This window comes from Clostridium sp. JNZ J1-5 (assembly GCF_053901425.1).
In genome coordinates this window covers 46,610-64,598 of record NZ_CM132773.1, presented here as the reverse complement: position 1 = coordinate 64,598, position 17,989 = coordinate 46,610, and the positions used below count along the sequence as shown (strand labels likewise).

21 protein-coding genes and 1 riboswitch are annotated in these 17,989 nt (G+C 29.2%); of the genes, 5 read left to right on the top strand and 16 right to left on the bottom strand.

Annotation, left to right across the window (positions count from 1 at the left end):
* The first annotated feature begins 147 nt into the window (after nucleotides 1–147).
* Nucleotides 148–1,293: a THUMP domain-containing class I SAM-dependent RNA methyltransferase gene (locus tag ACWW38_RS00410; protein WP_456258860.1), complete on the top strand. Its 1,146-nt coding sequence runs from the start codon at nucleotides 148–150 to the stop codon at nucleotides 1,291–1,293.
* Nucleotides 1,294–1,416: 123 nt separating this feature from the next.
* On the opposite strand, the gene ACWW38_RS00405 is transcribed toward ACWW38_RS00410, so the two are convergent.
* The 14 genes from ACWW38_RS00405 to ACWW38_RS00340 all read right to left on the bottom strand — a co-directional run bounded on the left by ACWW38_RS00405 (nucleotide 1,417) and on the right by ACWW38_RS00340 (nucleotide 14,019).
* The gene (locus tag ACWW38_RS00405; protein WP_456258859.1) at nucleotides 1,417–1,539 is read right to left on the bottom strand and encodes a hypothetical protein; all 123 of its coding nucleotides are present in this window, start codon (nucleotides 1,537–1,539) and stop codon (nucleotides 1,417–1,419) included.
* A gap of 173 nt (nucleotides 1,540–1,712) precedes the next feature.
* Nucleotides 1,713–2,015 (bottom strand): hypothetical protein, encoded by a 303-nt coding sequence (locus tag ACWW38_RS00400; protein WP_456258858.1) that lies wholly within the window; start codon nucleotides 2,013–2,015, stop codon nucleotides 1,713–1,715.
* Nucleotides 2,016–2,214: 199 nt separating this feature from the next.
* Nucleotides 2,215–3,021: a heme ABC transporter ATP-binding protein gene (locus ACWW38_RS00395; RefSeq protein WP_456258857.1), complete on the bottom strand. Its 807-nt coding sequence runs from the start codon at nucleotides 3,019–3,021 to the stop codon at nucleotides 2,215–2,217.
* A gap of 4 nt (nucleotides 3,022–3,025) precedes the next feature.
* Nucleotides 3,026–4,078, bottom strand: a complete 1,053-nt coding sequence (locus ACWW38_RS00390; protein ID WP_456258856.1) for a FecCD family ABC transporter permease — start codon at nucleotides 4,076–4,078, stop codon at nucleotides 3,026–3,028.
* Nucleotides 4,079–4,149: 71 nt separating this feature from the next.
* Nucleotides 4,150–5,097 (bottom strand): ABC transporter substrate-binding protein, encoded by a 948-nt coding sequence (locus ACWW38_RS00385; protein ID WP_456258855.1) that lies wholly within the window; start codon nucleotides 5,095–5,097, stop codon nucleotides 4,150–4,152.
* Between the two features lie 31 nt (nucleotides 5,098–5,128).
* Nucleotides 5,129–6,202: a pyridoxal phosphate-dependent aminotransferase gene (locus ACWW38_RS00380; protein WP_456258854.1), complete on the bottom strand. Its 1,074-nt coding sequence runs from the start codon at nucleotides 6,200–6,202 to the stop codon at nucleotides 5,129–5,131.
* A complete protein-coding gene (gene cbiB, locus ACWW38_RS00375; protein WP_456258853.1) occupies nucleotides 6,190–7,146 on the bottom strand; it encodes an adenosylcobinamide-phosphate synthase CbiB in 957 nt (318 codons plus the stop codon). The genes ACWW38_RS00380 and cbiB overlap by 13 nt, the downstream gene beginning before the upstream one ends.
* Entirely contained in the window at nucleotides 7,139–8,653 is a 1,515-nt protein-coding gene (locus ACWW38_RS00370) for a cobyric acid synthase (protein WP_456258852.1), read from the bottom strand. Before ACWW38_RS00370 ends, cbiB begins: the two co-directional genes overlap by 8 nt.
* Before the next feature lie 9 nt (nucleotides 8,654–8,662).
* Complete coding sequence (gene cobC, locus ACWW38_RS00365; protein WP_456258851.1) at nucleotides 8,663–9,250, bottom strand: alpha-ribazole phosphatase; 588 nt, start codon at nucleotides 9,248–9,250, stop codon at nucleotides 8,663–8,665.
* Nucleotides 9,247–9,999: an adenosylcobinamide-GDP ribazoletransferase gene (cobS, locus tag ACWW38_RS00360; protein ID WP_456258850.1), complete on the bottom strand. Its 753-nt coding sequence runs from the start codon at nucleotides 9,997–9,999 to the stop codon at nucleotides 9,247–9,249. Before cobS ends, cobC begins: the two co-directional genes overlap by 4 nt.
* A 10-nt stretch (nucleotides 10,000–10,009) precedes the next feature.
* On the bottom strand, nucleotides 10,010–10,570 hold the full coding sequence (cobU, locus tag ACWW38_RS00355; protein WP_456258849.1) for a bifunctional adenosylcobinamide kinase/adenosylcobinamide-phosphate guanylyltransferase: 561 nt from the start codon (nucleotides 10,568–10,570) through the stop codon (nucleotides 10,010–10,012).
* Nucleotides 10,571–10,577: 7 nt separating this feature from the next.
* Nucleotides 10,578–11,645: a nicotinate-nucleotide--dimethylbenzimidazole phosphoribosyltransferase gene (gene cobT, locus ACWW38_RS00350; protein WP_456258848.1), complete on the bottom strand. Its 1,068-nt coding sequence runs from the start codon at nucleotides 11,643–11,645 to the stop codon at nucleotides 10,578–10,580.
* A 156-nt stretch (nucleotides 11,646–11,801) separates the two neighbouring features.
* Nucleotides 11,802–11,982, bottom strand: a riboswitch (cobalamin riboswitch).
* Nucleotides 11,983–12,070: 88 nt separating this feature from the next.
* Entirely contained in the window at nucleotides 12,071–13,399 is a 1,329-nt protein-coding gene (locus ACWW38_RS00345; RefSeq protein ID WP_456258847.1) for an FAD-dependent oxidoreductase, read from the bottom strand.
* Between the two features lie 299 nt (nucleotides 13,400–13,698).
* On the bottom strand, nucleotides 13,699–14,019 hold the full coding sequence (locus ACWW38_RS00340; protein WP_456258846.1) for a hypothetical protein: 321 nt from the start codon (nucleotides 14,017–14,019) through the stop codon (nucleotides 13,699–13,701).
* Between the two features lie 168 nt (nucleotides 14,020–14,187).
* On the opposite strand from ACWW38_RS00340, the gene ACWW38_RS00335 reads away from it, so the two are divergent.
* The 3 genes from ACWW38_RS00335 (at nucleotide 14,188) to ACWW38_RS00325 (ending at nucleotide 15,632) form a co-directional block, all read left to right on the top strand.
* On the top strand, nucleotides 14,188–14,712 hold the full coding sequence (locus ACWW38_RS00335; RefSeq protein WP_456258845.1) for an amidase domain-containing protein: 525 nt from the start codon (nucleotides 14,188–14,190) through the stop codon (nucleotides 14,710–14,712).
* Nucleotides 14,713–14,797: 85 nt separating this feature from the next.
* Entirely contained in the window at nucleotides 14,798–15,079 is a 282-nt protein-coding gene (locus ACWW38_RS00330; protein ID WP_456258844.1) for a YmaF family protein, read from the top strand.
* Between the two features lie 208 nt (nucleotides 15,080–15,287).
* Nucleotides 15,288–15,632 (top strand): YmaF family protein, encoded by a 345-nt coding sequence (locus ACWW38_RS00325; protein WP_456260484.1) that lies wholly within the window; start codon nucleotides 15,288–15,290, stop codon nucleotides 15,630–15,632.
* A 154-nt stretch (nucleotides 15,633–15,786) separates the two neighbouring features.
* Here ACWW38_RS00325 and ACWW38_RS00320 read toward each other — a convergent pair whose 3' ends face one another.
* Together ACWW38_RS00320 and ACWW38_RS00315 are read right to left on the bottom strand one after the other, a co-directional pair.
* On the bottom strand, nucleotides 15,787–16,086 hold the full coding sequence (locus ACWW38_RS00320) for a hypothetical protein (RefSeq protein ID WP_456258843.1): 300 nt from the start codon (nucleotides 16,084–16,086) through the stop codon (nucleotides 15,787–15,789).
* Between the two features lie 357 nt (nucleotides 16,087–16,443).
* Entirely contained in the window at nucleotides 16,444–16,590 is a 147-nt protein-coding gene (locus ACWW38_RS00315) for a hypothetical protein (RefSeq protein WP_456258842.1), read from the bottom strand.
* Nucleotides 16,591–17,039: 449 nt separating this feature from the next.
* On the opposite strand from ACWW38_RS00315, the gene ACWW38_RS00310 reads away from it, so the two are divergent.
* On the top strand, nucleotides 17,040–17,468 hold the full coding sequence (locus ACWW38_RS00310; protein ID WP_456258841.1) for a DUF1259 domain-containing protein: 429 nt from the start codon (nucleotides 17,040–17,042) through the stop codon (nucleotides 17,466–17,468).
* Nucleotides 17,469–17,989 lie beyond the last annotated feature (521 nt).

The following is a 17,989-nucleotide window of genomic DNA, read 5'->3' as shown; positions in this document are numbered from 1 at the left end:
AATCAAAAATAAAAGTCTACTTAATAATAACCCAATAAAATTAATTATTATAATTTAAAATTTATCATAAAACTATGTTTATTGTATTTTAAATTAACAAATGTTATATTATAAGAAAATAAACTCATAAGAAAGGCGGATTTATTCATGGCTAAATATGAATTAATAGCTACTTCAGCATTTGGAATAGAGTCAATAGTAGCAAAAGAGTTAAAGAGATTAGGCTATAAAGATTTAAAAGTTGAAAATGGTAAAATTACTTATTTTGGTGATGAAGAATGCATCTGTAAATCTAATCTTTGGCTAAGATGTGCAGATAGAATATATATAAAATTATCAGAATTTAAAGCTACTAGCTTTGAAGAGTTATTTCAAGGCGCAAAAGCTATACCTTGGGGAGACCTTTTACCAGAGGATGCAAATTTTATTGTAAATGCTAAATCTGTTAAATCTCAACTTTTTAGTCTTTCTGATATTCAAGCCATTGTAAAAAAGGCCATTGTAGAAAAACTAAAAGATACTTATTCTATAGAATGGTTTGAAGAAACTGGAAGCAATTATCCAATACTGGTTTCTATTTTAAATGATACTGTAACTATAATGTTAGATACCAGCGGAGAAGCTCTTCATAAGAGAGGCTACAGAGAAAAAGGTAGTGCAGCTCCATTAAAAGAAACTCTTGCAGCTGCACTAGTTATATTAAGTAATTGGAGATATGATAGATACTTTGTAGACCCCTTTTGTGGCTCAGGTACAATTCCAATAGAAGCTGCATTGATAGCTAAAAATATTGCACCAGGATTAAACAGAACATTTGCCTGTGAAGACTGGGATTTTATAATATCTAGTCTTACTTGGAAAAATGTTAGAAAAGAAGCTTATGAAGCTATAATATATGACAAAGAATATAAAATTTTTGGATACGATATAGATAATAGGGTTATAACAATTGCAAGACAAAATGCAGTTAAAGCTGGTGTTGATGATTGTATACATTTCCAAACTCAAGATGTCAGTTCCTTCACTTCAAGCAAAGGATATGGCACCATTGTATGCAATCCTCCTTATGGTGAAAGATTGAGTGAGAAAAAAGAAGTTGAAAAACTGTATGAAATTATGGGAAAGACATTTAAACAACTAGATACATGGTCTTATTTTGTTATTACTTCCTATGAAGAATTTGAAAAACACTTTGGCAAAAAAGCTGACAAAAACAGAAAATTGTTCAATGGAAGAATTCAATGCTACTACTATCAATATATAGGACCTAAACCACCTAAAAAACAAATATAGAAATGTAAACTTAGGTCTAATAAATATATTTCACAAAAAAACAGCTAAATATCTTAGGTAAAATTCTAAGATATTTAGCTGTTCAAATATCATATTTTCTATATTAATATTTTATTAGCATATTCATGTAAAATCTTCTAAAGCTGCTTTATCATCATCCACTTTATTTGATTCTTTTATTCTATGCTTAATTATTTCTTTTCTTTTTTCTTTTTTAGATTTATCATTTACTCTTTTAATTTTCATATACAACCCACCTTTCTATTATCATTTTTTCCTCTCACCTATTTTTTATGTATTTAATCTTAATATGTCTGAAATAAATAATTAAATATACTTAATTCTATTAGATAATAAATAAACCTATATCATATAAAATAAGATATAGATTTATTAATATAATTATCTATAATAGATGTCTATTTTGGGGTAATATCTTTAGTTTTTTGATAAATATTATTAACTGAAGATACTAAATCATGAATAAAATTTGCTCCCCTAGAAATTAAAATTCCTGTCAAAATTACGCCTATATACGGAAATCTAGTATTTATTCCTACAATAGAAATAATATCCGTTCCAGTTGAAATTGAGAGTAAAATTCCAATAACTAGAGCACCTACTTTGTCACAATTTAATTTACCTTTTTGCCAAACCATTTTTAATGTTTCCCATACAGCTTCTCCAATTAAAGATACAACTATTAAACTTAACAAATTCATACATAATCCCCCCTATATATTTTATGTTTTAATTACATAATTGTACTTATGCAGTTATAATTTACTTTACTTTTTATTTATAACTACATAATAATTATTATGTAAAGAAAAAGATATATTATTTTAATATATCTTTTTCTTTACATTATCCTATAAAATAGATAAAACATGTTGCAATCATATACAACATGTTTTAAGTTCATATTAAAGGAATTATATGAGGTTTACCTGTTACAGGATTTGTCATAACCTGTACATCTATTTCATAAACCTGTTTTATTATCTCTTTAGTCAATACCTCTTCAGATTTGCCTTTGCAATAGATTTTTCCATCTTTCATTAATACCATATAATCGCTATATGTAGAAGCTAAATTTAAATCATGTAATATTGCTACTATTGTAATATTATTGTCTATATTTAGCTTTTTTAATGTATTCAATATATCTATCTGATGATAAATATCTAAATTAGATATAGGTTCATCTAATAGCATTATATTTGTATTTTGGCATATTGCTCTAGCTATCATAACTCTCTGCCGTTCTCCGCCGCTTATTGAGTTAATACTTTTACTTCTTAAATGCCATACATTGGTCATTTCCATTGCTTTTTTAGTTAATTCTATATCCTTTTCACTTTCAGTTGAAAACCTAGAAATATACGGCGCCCTTCCCATTAATACAATATCCATTACAGAAAAATCAAAATCAATATTTGAATGTTGAGGTACCACAGCTAACTTTTTAGATAGCTCTTTATTTGACATCTGCTTTATATCTTTCTCTTCAATAAATATAGACTTGTTTTCCACATTAAAAACCCTTGAAATATTCTTAATTAAAGTTGTCTTTCCAGATCCATTTGGACCTAATATACTATAGAATTTGCCTTTCTCTATGTTCAATTTTATATCCTCTAATATTTGTTCATTATTATAAGAAAAATTTAAGTTTTTTAAACTAATAACATTATTTTTACAAGTTACGTCTTTATAAAAGTCCATATTTTTATAACCCCTTTTTCTTTGCTTTATATAGTAAATACATAAAGAAAGGCACTCCAAAAACTGAAGTAACTATGCCCACAGGAATTTCCATTGGGTCTACAATAGTTCTTGCAATTGTATCACAGAATATTAGAAATATTGAACCATATAAAGCCGAAAATAGTATTACTGTTCTATAGTTTACGCCAAATATTATTCTAACAATATGAGGAATAATAAGTCCTATAAACCCTATTATTCCACTAACTGAAACTATCCCTGCTACTAATACAGTACAAATAAAAAGGAGAATCTTCCTGACCTTATCTACTTCTATGCCTAAATTTTTTGCTGTATCGTCACCTAAGAGCATTATGTTTAAATCTCTTGAAAACAGGAAAATAATTATGATTCCGACAATTGTAAAAGGCATTAGTAATTTTACTTGGCTCCAGCTTGCGGTAGATACACTTCCCATAGTCCACATTACTATGTTTTCAATTTGATCTCTTTTAAAAATCATTATTAAAGATATTATAGAAGATAGTAAAAAAGTCATAGCAATTCCTGCAAGTAGTAATGTTATATTAGGAACCTTATTACCAACTCTTGCAATGCTATATACAATTAGTGTTGTAGTAATAGCCCCCAAAAATGCTGAAAAGGTAACAAAACTAAAACCTAAAAATGTTGTACTTAATCCTAATAACATAGCAATAGTTGCTCCTAGTGCAGCACCAGAAGATACACCTAAAATGTACGGATCAGCCATAGGATTTTTAAATAGTGCTTGAAAAGAAGCTCCTGATACAGAAAGCCCAGCTCCTATAATTGCTGCCATAATAACTCTAGGCAATCTGACATTTAATATAATTATTGACGATGTACTCTTAATAGCCCCTAAATCAATATACTTCTCTAATACCGGCATTTTATTTAAGATTATTAAAGAAGTCTGTTTTAACGATATATTAGCTACTCCAACATAAGTGGCTACTAAAATAGTCATTACTAATATTATACAACCTAAAAAGAAGTTTCTTTTATAATAGCCCTTCTTTTCAATTAAAGACATAATTATTCTCCCTTTAACTTTATATTTCAAATTTACCTTATGATTAATCTTCTGCTAGAAATATTATACTATTATTTGAATATATCAGGATGCAAAACTTTAGCTAGTTCTTCCAATCCTAAAGCTAATCTTGGTCCTTGTCTATCCAAAAGATTATTATCAATTTCTATTAGTTTACCCTCTTTAACTGCCTTTAAGTCCTTGTAACCATTAGTTGATTCAATGCCTTTTTTTGTATCAAATGATTTAGAGCAAACTATAATTTCAGGATTTTTTTCTATAAGTTTTTCTAAGCTATATTTCCATCCTTCCGTATCTTTAGCTACATTATCCCCACCAGCCATTTCTATCATACTGTTTATAAAAGTTCCTTTTCCAGCAGTAAAGTCACCAGTTTTTCCATAACCAACAACATAATAGACTTTAGGCTTATTTTTATCTTTAACTTTACTTACTACATTTTCAACTTTCTTCTTCATATCTGTTACAATTTTTTCAGCTTCATTATTTGCATTTGTAACTTGTCCTACTTTTTTAATAGTATCATATACTCCATCAAAACTCTCTTGTCCATATAAAACTACTACTTTGATGCCTAAACCTTCTAACTTTCTCAACACATCTTTTTTAAAGTGAGTAGAAGCTATAACTAAATCTGGTTTTAGTTCTACTATCTTTTCAATGTTAGGATCTTTTAATGTTCCTATTGATTGAATATCTTTAACTTCTGCAGGGTAATCACAAAAATCAGTTCTTCCTACAAGTTTATTTCCCTTTCCAAGTGCAAATATAGTCTCTGTAATATTTGGTGCAATAGATACAATCTTTTGCGGCTCTTTTTCTATAGTTACTTCTCTATTATATGAATCTACAATCTTCATTGGGTATACAGCTGATTCTTTTTTTTCAGATGCATTACCACTAGTCTTGTTTTGAGGTGAGCATCCACCAAAAGAAATTGCTAAAATCATAATCATTAAAAAACTAAAAAAACTTTTTAAAAAACCTTTTTTAAACATAAATACCCTCCTAAAATATTAATAATTTTTATTAAACTAGTTCTCTTTCTAATGCATCCAATAAAATATCATTAGAGATTCTATCCTTTACAGCTAATCTGAAATGAAACTCTGATAAATTGTTAAATCCCTTAGGAACTCTAATTAAAATTTTACTCTTAATTAAATTTTCCTTTAGACTATAACCATTAATACCTTCTCTTAAAATTTTAATTAGATGAAAATTAGAACTAGATTTATACACTTTTATACCATTAAGCTTACTTAAATTTTTATATAGATAACCTCTTTCTTCTTCTATCCATTTTTCAGATCTAACTATGTATTCTTCATCTTTAAAAACTGTGTTTCCTGCAATTACTGCAGCAGTATTTATACTCCATGGTTCCATACTATCCCACATTTTATTAATAAGATTTTTGTTAGCTGTAATGCCATACCCTAATCTTATACCTGGCATTCCAAAAAATTTGGTAGCTGCCCTAACTATTATTAAATTATTGTATTTTTCAATTAAGTGAATCATAGAGTTTTCTTCAGATTTTAGAGTGAACTCCATAAATGCCTCATCTACGATTAGCATACTTTTTTTCTTTTCTAATTCTTTAATTAAAAAAATCATTTTTTTTCTACTTATTAAAGTTCCTGTAGGATTATTAGGATTACATATTACAACTAGAGTATTTTCTACTACATTATTAAGTATTTCTTCTAAATTTACATTTTCATAATCATCATAGAATGCACATACTTCTTCATAAGGTATTTTAGCTTTATATGCTGCATTAGAGTATTCAGAAAAAGTTGGACTCAGGCTGATAACTTTACTACAGCTAGTAGCTTCAATAGCTCTATATATAATATCAACTGCACCATTACCTGGTATGATAAAATCTATATTATCTATTTTTAAGTATTCTCCAATGTTTTTCCTTAAGGTTATATATTTAATATCTGGATACTTAGTAAATTCATCTAACCCATTATAAAGAGCATTTTTAAAGCTTTCTGGGACTCCTAGAGGGTTTATATTAGAGCTAAAATCAATTAATTCTAAACCTTTATGATTATAAATATCTCCACCATGAAATTTTATAACATACACCTCCCTAAAAATATTTTAACCATTGAAAATACTATAACTGCCACATAAGTACATAGATACATGAGTTCTATTGATTTAACTATATCATCTTTACTTAATTCTTTTAGACTATCTCCAATGGTAGGCTTATAAACTATTTCCCCAAAGTACGAATTAGATCCCCCTAGCTGTACACCTAGTGCTCCAGCTGTAGCTGCTTCTGGATAAGCTGAATTAGGGCTTTTATGATTCCTTCTGTCTCTTTTTATTATTTTTATACAATTTTTATAATCTAAGCCTAATACAAAAGATGCAGCAACCATAAAACAAGCAGTTAACCTGGCAGGAACTAAATTTACTATGTCATCCAGCCTTGCTGAAGCCCATCCAAAATTATAGTAAAAATCCTTTTTGTAACCTACCATAGAGTCTAAAGTATTTATAGCTTTGTATGTAAGAGCTAATGGAGCCCCTCCTATAAACATGTAAAATAATGGTGCAATTACTCCATCAGATGTATTTTCTGATACTGTTTCTACTACTGCCCTTACTATCTCACTTTCATCTAAATCCTTAGTGTCTCTACCTACTATATAAGAAAGTTGCTTTCTTGCCTTTATAAATTCCCCTTTATTTAAAAGGTCGTATATTTTCATAGCTTCTACTTTTAAACATTTAGGAGCAATACACGTCCAAAGAATTATTACATTAAGTAAATAATAAAAATAAATATTTATAAATTTTGCCCATTTCAGCAAATAAAAGCAGATACTATAAGTTAAGATAACAGTAGAAACGGTTAAAATAATACCTGAAAGTTTTAATAATTTACTATTTAAGCTTAGTTTTTTTATTAATCCTTCTATAATGCCTATATATTTGCCTATTAATCTTACAGGATGAGGAAACCAATGGGGGTCACCTAGAATTAAATCTATAATTAATGCCATGTAAATACTAGCCATGGATTCCACCCTCCAGAATTTCATATATCCTTTTCATGTCTATGTTGTTTCTCACAATATGAGCTAAGTTATCAAATTGATCATTTTTATAATCCCAGTAATCTTTAGGAATGTTCTGTAAAGGCATTTTGCCTTTCTCTTCTCTTATCATGTTTAATAATTTTCTTGTAAATAAAGAGTTATCAAAAATGCCATGAAGATATGTTCCGAATACCCTCTCATTTTCACTTATAGCTCCATCAAATCTTTGTATACTATTGCCGTTACTTACATTTACTTCTGATAAATACTTTGTTTTATCTAAAAGCATTGTATCTCCCATGTGAATCTCATATCCCTTTATTTTGCAATTAAATAGCTTGTCCGTACCTTCAGATAAAGCTGTAACTTTTTCTCTGCTAAATTTAGTAACTGCCTTAATTAAACCTAACCCGTCTACTTCTTTTGACACAGATTCTATTCCTAGTGAGTCTGATACCTTAAGTCCTAGCATTTGAAATCCGCCACATATTCCAAAAATGAAACTTCCATTCTTGTGACATTCTTTTATTTTTTCAAATATACCTATTTTCTTTATGTATTCTAAATCCTCAATGGTATTTTTACTTCCAGGAACTATAATCACATCTGGGTTCTCTAATTCATCTGCCTTATTTACAAATCTTAAATCTATATCTTCATAATGAGCTAATGCATTAAAATCAGTAAAATTAGATATATGAGGAAGTTTAATCACAGCTATATTTATATCTCCGCTACCTTTACTCTCAAACTTATTCCAATCTACTACACTATCCTCATCTTCTAGGTCTAAATTGAAATATGGAATCACTCCTAACACTGGCACCTTAATTATATCTTCAATCATTTTTAATCCTGGCTCTAATAGATCATAACTTCCTCTAAACTTATTTATTATTACGCCTTTTACTAGCTTTCTTTCATCTTCTTTTAAGAGCATCATGGTACCAGCTAAAGAAGCAAAAACTCCACCTCTATCTATATCAGCTACAAGTATTACTGGAGATTTTGCAATTTTAGCCATCCCCATATTTACAAAATCATTTTCATTTAAATTTATCTCTACAGGACTTCCAGCTCCCTCCATTACTACAATTTCGCTTTCACTCTTAAGTTCTTCATATACTTCTCTGATTTTATTTTTTAGTTTAGATTTGTAGTTAAAATACTCTACAGCATCCATATTATCAAAAACTTTTCCTTCTATAATAATTTGAGAGTTCCTATCTGTAGTCGGTTTTATAAGAACAGGATTCATCTTAACTGAGGGTACCTTTCTTGATGCTTCTGCCTGCATAACTTGCGCTCTTCCAATCTCATAACCTTCATATGTAATGCCAGAATTAAGAGACATATTTTGAGATTTAAATGGATTTACATTATACCCGTCTTGAGTAAAAATTCTACATAATGCAGTACATAATATACTTTTACCTACACTTGATGCAGTACCCTGAATCATTATACTCTTATTATCTATTTTCATATTCCACTCCTATTTATTCAAATTTCTTAAAACACAAGAACTTTCCGTTATTTCAAATAAAGTGTATGCTCCATGATCAAAAGTGAAATTCCAAAATGAGTCATAATCCAACTTCAACAAGATCATTAAAATTATTTTCAAAGTCCCTCCATGAGCAACAACAAGGATTTTTTTATCTTTATATTTGTCTAGTAAAACTTCTAATCCAAGCCTCACTCTATTGTATAGATTTAGAAAGCTCTCTCCTTCTGGAGGGGCATAGCACTTCCAATTGTTACTCCAAAGCTCCCACTCTTTTTCATAAACTTTTCGGATTTCTTTAAAATTCAAGCCCTCCCACTTTCCAAAATTTATTTCTTTAAATTCTTCATAGAGTAATATATCCTGATCTAAACCAATTATAATTTTTACAGAATCTAATGCTCTTTTAAGAGGGCTACTTATAACTATATCAAACTTTATATTTTTAAAGTCTTCACTTAGCTTTCTACACTGGTTTATTCCTCTTTCAGTAAGATAACAATCTGTCCATCCAAAATATACATTTTCATTATTTAATTCTGCTTCACCATGCCTTACAAGATATAAAGAGGTCATATTAACGTGTACCTCCTCATAGCTACTATAATTAAAATAGAAATGATTTCAGCAATTTCGTTTCCTGAACCTAATGTATCTCCAGTCATTCCACCAATTTTTGAATTCATATATCTTTTATATAAAACTGACAATATTATAATTACGCCTATAACTATAATAGATTTAAATCCCATAAATATAGTTATTATGATAAAGCTAATGATTGATGAGGTTAATATTCTATAAAGAGTAATTTTACCAATAAAAAGATTTCCAAGCCCCGAGTCATTCCTAGCATAGTTAGATTTAAAAGCTAATAGAGCTAACATTATTCTTCCCATTACAGGGGATATCACTATAGCTTTTAAAATATAACTTCCATTTAAGTTAGCTAGAAGCGTTATTCTTAATGCCAAATCTAAGAATATTGCAATAACACCATTAGTACCTACTCTGCTATCCCTCATTATCTCAAGCATTTTATCTTTCTTTCTTGAAGAATATATACCATCACAGGTATCAGCTAGTCCATCAACATGAAGTCCACCTGTTATTATAATGTTTGCAGTTATAGATGCAATTAATGGGAATAATCCACCCGCTATTTTTGAAGCTATAAAATAAATAAGTACATTAAAAATACCTATTATTAATCCCACTATAGGAAAATATATAATTCCCTTAGGCAGATCACCTTCTTTAAAATCTATATTAATGTTTATAGGTATTCTTGTTAAAAACTGAATTATTAATATAAATCTGCTCATTATGTACTCCTCACTTAATTTTCATTGGCAATCCACATGTTACCAAGTATACTTCATCTGCCCTAGAAGCAATATTTTGATTTATTCTTCCTACTATATCTCTATATATTCTTGCTAGTTTATTTTCTGGAACTATTCCATACCCTATTTCGTTGGTAACTATTACAAAATTGCTATTAACTCTACTTATTTCGTTTAATATATCATTTATCTCATTTCTTATTTTTTTCTCTAAGTCATTGATATTTTTACTGTTTAGATTTTCTTCATTATCCCCTATTGAATAAAACATTAAATTAGAAATTAATATTGTTATACAGTCAATTAAAACCCCATTATATAAATTTCCTCTTGCTTTGATAACTTCATTCAACTTTTCAAAACCCTCATATGTATCCCATTCCTTAGGCCTAGATTCTTTATGCTTTTTAACTCTTTCTTTCATCTCTTCATCAAATGGTATAGATGTAGCTATATATAAAATATTCTTTCCAAATCCACTTACCATTCTTTCAGCAAAGCTACTTTTGCCGCTCCTAGCCCCGCCAGTTACTAATACTATTTTCCCCATGTCTCTTCTACCTTATATCTATGAGATAATCATCTCTTAGTGCTACTTCTTCAAATGTAGCCATTTCAGAAATAATCTTTGTTGATGCTTCAATTATATTAAAAGCAAGTGGACAGCCTGTTCCTTCTCCTAATCTCATATCAAGATTGAAAATAGGGCTTAAATTTAACTCATCCATAATAATTTTAAATCCAGGCTCTTTTGAGTAATGGGAAGGTACCATAAAGTTTCTTGTAAGAGGATTTAATTTGTATGCTACTAAGGCTGCTGCTGCTGAAATAAAACCATCAATTATTATTGGAACTCTATAATAAGCCGCCCCTATATAACATCCAACAAGTCCTGCAATATCAAATCCACCTACCTTTGATAGTACATCTAAAGGGTCTTTTGAGTCAGGTTCATTTATTTCTATAGCTTTTTCAATAGTATTTTTTTTATTTATATATCCATCTTCAGTTAGTCCAGCTCCTTTTCCAACTGCTATTTCTGAAGAACATCCTGTGAAACTCATAACTATAGCACTGCTCGTTGCAGTATTACATATACCCATTTCCCCTGTACCTAAAATACTATAGCCATCCTCTACTAATTTTTTTACAACTTCTATTCCAACTTCAATTGCTTTTATAGCCTCATCTCTTGTCATGGCCTTCCCTTTTGACATGTTCCATGTTCCTTTTCTTATCTTTCTATCTATAACTAAAGGGTTATTTATATCACTATTTACACCTATATCTACAATCCTTATGTCCATGGATGCATGTCTAGAAAGTACGTTTATAGCTGCTAACTCCTTAGTAAAATTTAAAGTTTGCATTGCTGTAATTGATTGTGGACAAGAACTTACACCTTCTTCCCAAACTCCATTGTCAGCAGCCATAATTATATTGCACTTTTTATAAAACTTATTATTTATCTCTCCAGTTATTCCTGATATCTGTATAGCTATATCTTCAAGCCTTCCAAGACTTCCAAGAGGTTTTATAAGATTGTCTAATCTTTCCTTCGCCTTATTTTTAGCTTCCTCATTTAAAGGTTTAATGCCTTTTAAAGTATTTATAAATAGTTCCATATTCTCCTCCTTTATTCTCCTATATTTTCTTATTTTTATAGAATAAAAAAACCGCATCATAGGGATGCGGAAATATACAAAAATATTATAATATCATAAATGTTATTACATCTATAAAATAAATTTATATTTCTCATCCTCCCACCGAAGATTAGATTCTAAATTAAGCATTAGGCAGGTTTCCTGGCTTATGGATCACTTTACTTTCCAACCTTCTCAGTTTCCCAATGGTTTAGCTTGGATTTCATCACCAATTACAGTAGCGGGGGCTGCAGTGGATTTTAACCACTTTCCCTTTTAACCCTTTTTATGGGGCACCTAATACTTATTATTTACTTTTAAACTGCTGTGATTATATCATTAATATGAAAATTATTCAACTTTCTTTTTATATAGCTTAAAAAATTCAACATATAAAATTTAATTTATTCTGCACTTAATCCAGCTAGGTTTAATAAATTCCATGGTTTATTATAATGTGGCTGGAAAAAGAAATCTACAAAGCCTAGCTGATCTATAGTCATTTTGTTTTGTATACACACTGATATAGTATTTATAGATTGAGTTAAGTCAAATTTTGAAATAACTTGTGCACCTAGTATTACCTTTGAATTTTTATCATAGACTACTTTAAGTTTTGCTAATTCATGAGTAGGCATAAACTCTGGACGATAACTGTCCTCAACTGTAACTGTCTTTACCTCTATTCCAGCGTCCTTAGCAGAATTTTCTGTCAATCCTGTAGATGCAATGTTATAATCATATATCTTAATACCAGATGTCCCTTGAGTACCCATATATTTAGTTGTTGGCTTTACTAAATTTCTTGCTATTAATGTACCCATACGCACCGCATTAGTTGCTAAAGGTATATATCTGTACTCTCCTGTAGGATTATACATTACTGCACAGCTATCTCCAGCAGCAAATACATCCTTATTGCTTGTGCGCATATACTCGTCTATAACAATAGCTCCGTTGCCTAGCATTTCAACTTGGCCTTTAACCAATTCTGTATTTGGTTTAAATCCAATACATAATATTACTAAATCGGCTTCATGCTCACCTTTGTTTGTAATTACTTTTGATACTTTTCCATTTTCACCTTGGAACTTTACAACTTTTTCGCCAAGTGCCAATTTTATAGAATTCTCTGTAAAAGTCTTTTCAGCCATATCTGTAAATTCTTTGTCTAAGTATTTACTTAAAATTCTATCTTCAGCATCGACTAAAGTTACATTTTTACCATTCATTTGAAATGCCTCAGCTAATTCTACTCCGATATAACCAGCTCCAACTACTACTATATTTTTTACATTTTTAGCTCTTTCAATTATAGTATTTGAGTGGTAATAGTTTTTTGAAAGCAAGATGTTATCTAAGTCTATTCCTTCTATTTTAGGAACTATTGGCCATGATCCAGTTGTTATAATTAACTTATCGAAGCTATCTTCAAACTCTTTATTTTCTTCTAAGTTACGCACTCTAACTTTTTTAGCAACTATATCTACACCTAATACATCATGATTCATTTTAGTTCTAACACCTAGCTTACTTAATTCTTCAGGTGAAGAATAAAATAGTCCTTTAGGATCTTTAATTACACCACCTACATATAATGCTATACCACAAGACAAAAACGATATATTATCGTTTCTTTCATAAACTGTAATTTCCGCATCAGGATATAATCTTGCTGTATTTAATATTGCAGCTGTTCCTGCATGTGTACATCCTATTACTAATACTTTCATTTTCATTACTCCTTTCCACATTGACAATTCCTTAACTTAATATAAGTATACATTAAATGATATTGATTTTCAATTTCATTTTCTTTTGGTTTTGTTTATTTTTTATGATTTTGTTCTCATATAGTCTTTTAAATTTAATAGCCTATCTATATATTAATCTTTTGCAATCTTATAAAATGTATACAGAAATAATGCTTATAAAAAAACAAAATCCGATACTTAGAATTTTTAAGTATCAGATTTAATTTAATTATATTATTAGTTTCTTATATCTTTATTACAATTATGTCCAAATCATTTTACTTTGATATCCTATCATTATTCTGAATGGATACTTTCGTATTTCGTTGTATATTATTAACTGCGCTTATTAAATCATGCATAAAATTAGCTCCTCTAGAAATTAATATTCCAGTAAGAACTGTACCTATATGAGGTATTATTGTATCTATTCCTAGTAGTAAAAACATATCTAGCCCAGTAGCTATTGCTAATATTAATCCAATAGCAAGAGCCCCTATTCTATCAAAATTAAACTTACCTTTTTCCCATATCATTTTTAAGGTTTCCCAGACTGCTTCAGCAATCATTGAAATGATTATTAGATTTAATATGTTCATAGCTTATCCCCCCATATGTAATCTAATTCTTTATATGTATTAAAAGAAAATTTTATAACTATCTAAACTAAAAATTTATCTTATCTATTTTTCATATACACTGAATATAACAATTTTCTCTTAATAACAATACTATATAATTATGAATAATTTAAGGAGCCAATCAGAATGTATTCTAGGCAAAATAAATACTTAAGAAATAATGCGGTAAAATATGCTTTAACTTATGCTTTAACCCCCAATCCTGCTTTTAGATATTTCCCTTTGATTAATGATACTAGCGGCGACTGTGCTAACTTTGTATCTCAATGCCTTTTAGCAGGAGGTGCTCCAATGGATTTTAATCCAGAACGCCCTTGGTGGTATAGGAATAATAACACGAGTAGTATTAAAGACGATACTTGGTCTATTCCTTGGACAGTTGCTCATTCTTTGTATTATTATTTAAAAGTCAATGAAGAAAAAAATTCATCTGGTGTAAAAGGTTTAGAGATTTCTAACAAAAATCAATTACAAATTGGAGATCTAATATTCCTTGAAGATAGAAATGGAGCTATATTCCATTCAGCTATCATAACTTCTTTTTCAGGTAACGAACCTTTAATATCTCAGCATTCCTTTGAAGCTCTAAATATTTTTTATAGAAATTCTTGGCCTGCCAGTAAATATCATTTTATAAAAGTAAGCATTTAAATAAAATTATTTATTTAATTGTAACAATGCTATTAAAATTAGCATATATTATTAAGGTGTTTAAAAATATTTTGGAGGAATTTTAGTGAAAGAGCATTCTCATAGTTACGCAGGTATAACAACATACAATAAAGGTCACATTCACCATTATGGCGGAGTAACTGCTAAAGCACCAAGTGGTGTACCTCATACCCATTCTATGGATGGTGAAACAACATATAACCTTGAACATGATCATGATTATAAGACTAGAACAGGCCCGGCAATGCATTTACCTGATGGACGTCACTATCATTATTTTCAAACTCGAGTAGAACTTGTAAATGGCCATATCCATTATATAAGTGGCTATACAAGCGCTGATTAACTTATAAAAATATTTTTACTATAAATTTATTTTAGTAGCTACCTTATAAGCGGCGGCTACTTTTTATTATTTTTACAATAATTATTCATTTATTGTAACTCATTGATTAAATTCACATAATATATATTAGGACAAGCTATGCTTGTCAATTTTAAAGAGGAGGATTACTATGTACGGAATGACAACACCTTATGAAAGTGATTATGAAATTTCCAATTGTAATTCCAATAATAATTATGATAAATGTCAAACCCATGTACACGAATATCTAGGCAGCACAAGAATCGCTGAAGAAAATGCAGAAGCGCACAACCATCGTTTTGCTGGAGTTACTAGTGAAGCTATACCACGTGGTAATAGTCATGTGCACCAGCTTCTAGGGAATTCAGATTTCTTTGAAGATCATCATCATGAAGTTGGCGCTACAACAGGACCAGCCATACCTGTTGGTAATGGAAGACATGTTCACTTTGTTTCTGGGACAACTACCCAAGATGATGGTCATGTGCACCAATTTATCTTTGCTACACTAATTGAAAATCCTATTGGTTAATATATCTTTATGTGGCCGTCAGTTATGACGGCCTTAGTTTATGTATAACTTTTAGTAAAATATCCATTTCTTCTATTGCATTAAATAACATAAAATCCAGTAGCCATATGACTACTGGATTCTCGTTATTAATGTTATTTTAATTATTAACTTTTTATATCATTTTCTCTCTAAAAACATTACTCAATCCAAGACTATTAATTTTTTCTTTAATTTGATTTTTATCAATAGTGTATAATCTAAGTTCTTTCATCCTATTAAAATAGACTGAACCAGCAAAGGTAAATCTACTCTTCTTATCATTCTCTTCTAAAAATCTTTTATTAGAAAAATCTATAATGTCTCCTATTACTGTTTCATTTGGTAGAATTAACAATTTTCTTCCTGTTCCATATCTAACTGCATTATGTCCAGCAAGAGATCCTGTACATATTGCTTCTGCACGCCACAGCAAAGCACAATTTTTACAACAACATTGAATTAATTAAATATAAATTAGTAAAATACTCCTCTTTTCACATTACAACTTCTATCTAAAATAATATTTCATTTTATATTCAAATTATTTTATGTAATTATATTCTACTATTTACTTAACATTCTATATCCATTAACAATAAAAGTTAACACAAATGGCCCTAACATTGATATGGCAACTAAAGCCCAAATTATTTTACTTATACGTTTTTTCACTTTCAAATATCTCACCTTCCTAAAATTAAAAATTCCACAAAAGAAGTTTAAATCCTGCAAGTGAACGTAAACAAAATGTAAATTAAATTAATTCTCTCATTTACTTTTTATTTTTCTATTAAATCCTATTCTTTCCTATGTTTTTCTTAAGAATTTCTGAAAATGATACCTTTTCATTATTGTTACCTTCTTTTTTAGGTTTAATTTCAATTCTTTCTCTATGTTCATAGTGCCTATTAATTTCCAGTATTCTATTAACTTTCATACTAAATTCCTCCCCATATTTGTATACGAAATACTTTTAATATTTAATGGGGTTCAAAATCACCTAGTAATTACACTCGTGTAATATACGGTATTAAAACAAATTGTTTCTAACATTTTTATTAGCAAATTCTATCTTACAAAAATCCTATTCCTTTCTAGCTATACTCTAACACAAAATTCCATAAAAAATAGCTCTATTGACATGTTATTCACTTAATCACGGGTTTATGAATATATGTTATAGTTTTGGAATTAATCTATATAAGCAAAATGAAGCATTTACCTGTATACCAAATTATTTATATAAAATGCACATATTTGGACAAGCTTCATATTATATATAAGGATAGATTTATATAAAAACTAATGAAACCTATATTACATAGAAAACCAAGTTTTCTTAATTAAAACTTGATTTTCTAAAAATAATATAGGAGGTTAATATTTATGGATAATTGTTGTAATCAATGTGATCAATCTAATCACCGTAATCAATGTAATCAATTTGCTAGAATACTCGGTGCAGAAATTTTATCTCAAGCAAACAATGTATGTACTGTAACCTTTCTTAGAAATATAAATGCAGAAATTCTAGGGAGAAGAACTCGTTCTCCATTAGCTTTAGCTGCTTTATTTTCATTTGAATCTGTTGATGCTCAGGGTAGAGCGCTTAATTTAGGTGAAACAGTAATTCTGCAAAGAGAAATTAATGACTTCATAAGTGTTTTAAGGAGACATGGAATTCTTGTCACAGCACTTCACAATCATTGGCTATTTGATAACCCAAGGTTAATGTATATTCACTTTGAATCTATAGATAGACCATTAGACTTTGCAAGAAAAGTTGCCGATGCTCTTGAAGTTTTAGGTAGATAAATAATTAAAGGCACTTGCGGATTATTTCGCAAGTGCCTTATTCATGTAATTCATACCTTAAATAAGCATCATCAATGTCTTATCTACTTTTCAGTTCTCTAATCTCTGCTGGCGATGTATATACTACCTTCTAACAATTGCCTTTTTTTAAGCCTTCTATTATCTTGTCTAATATTTCTGGAGGATACATTTCACATAAAACTTTTGCCACTGCTCTTGCTGCTCTCATGTCGAACTCTTCTTTATTTTCTGGAAGTGGGTAATGCACTGTTACTTTTTTAATCTTTTTTTGTCCAGTCAGGCTTTACTCCCCCTACTTAAAAATGCTCTCTAATATTTAGTATATGATCTCCCTTTTAACCTGTTACTGTTGCTGTTGATATTTTTTATGTACTACATAACACACTTTTATGAAAAGTTTTTCTCATTATTATATGTATACAAAAATACATATAAAATAATAGTTAGAATACTCTAATTAGCTGGAATAACTATGCTTGATGATAAAATAATCTATATTG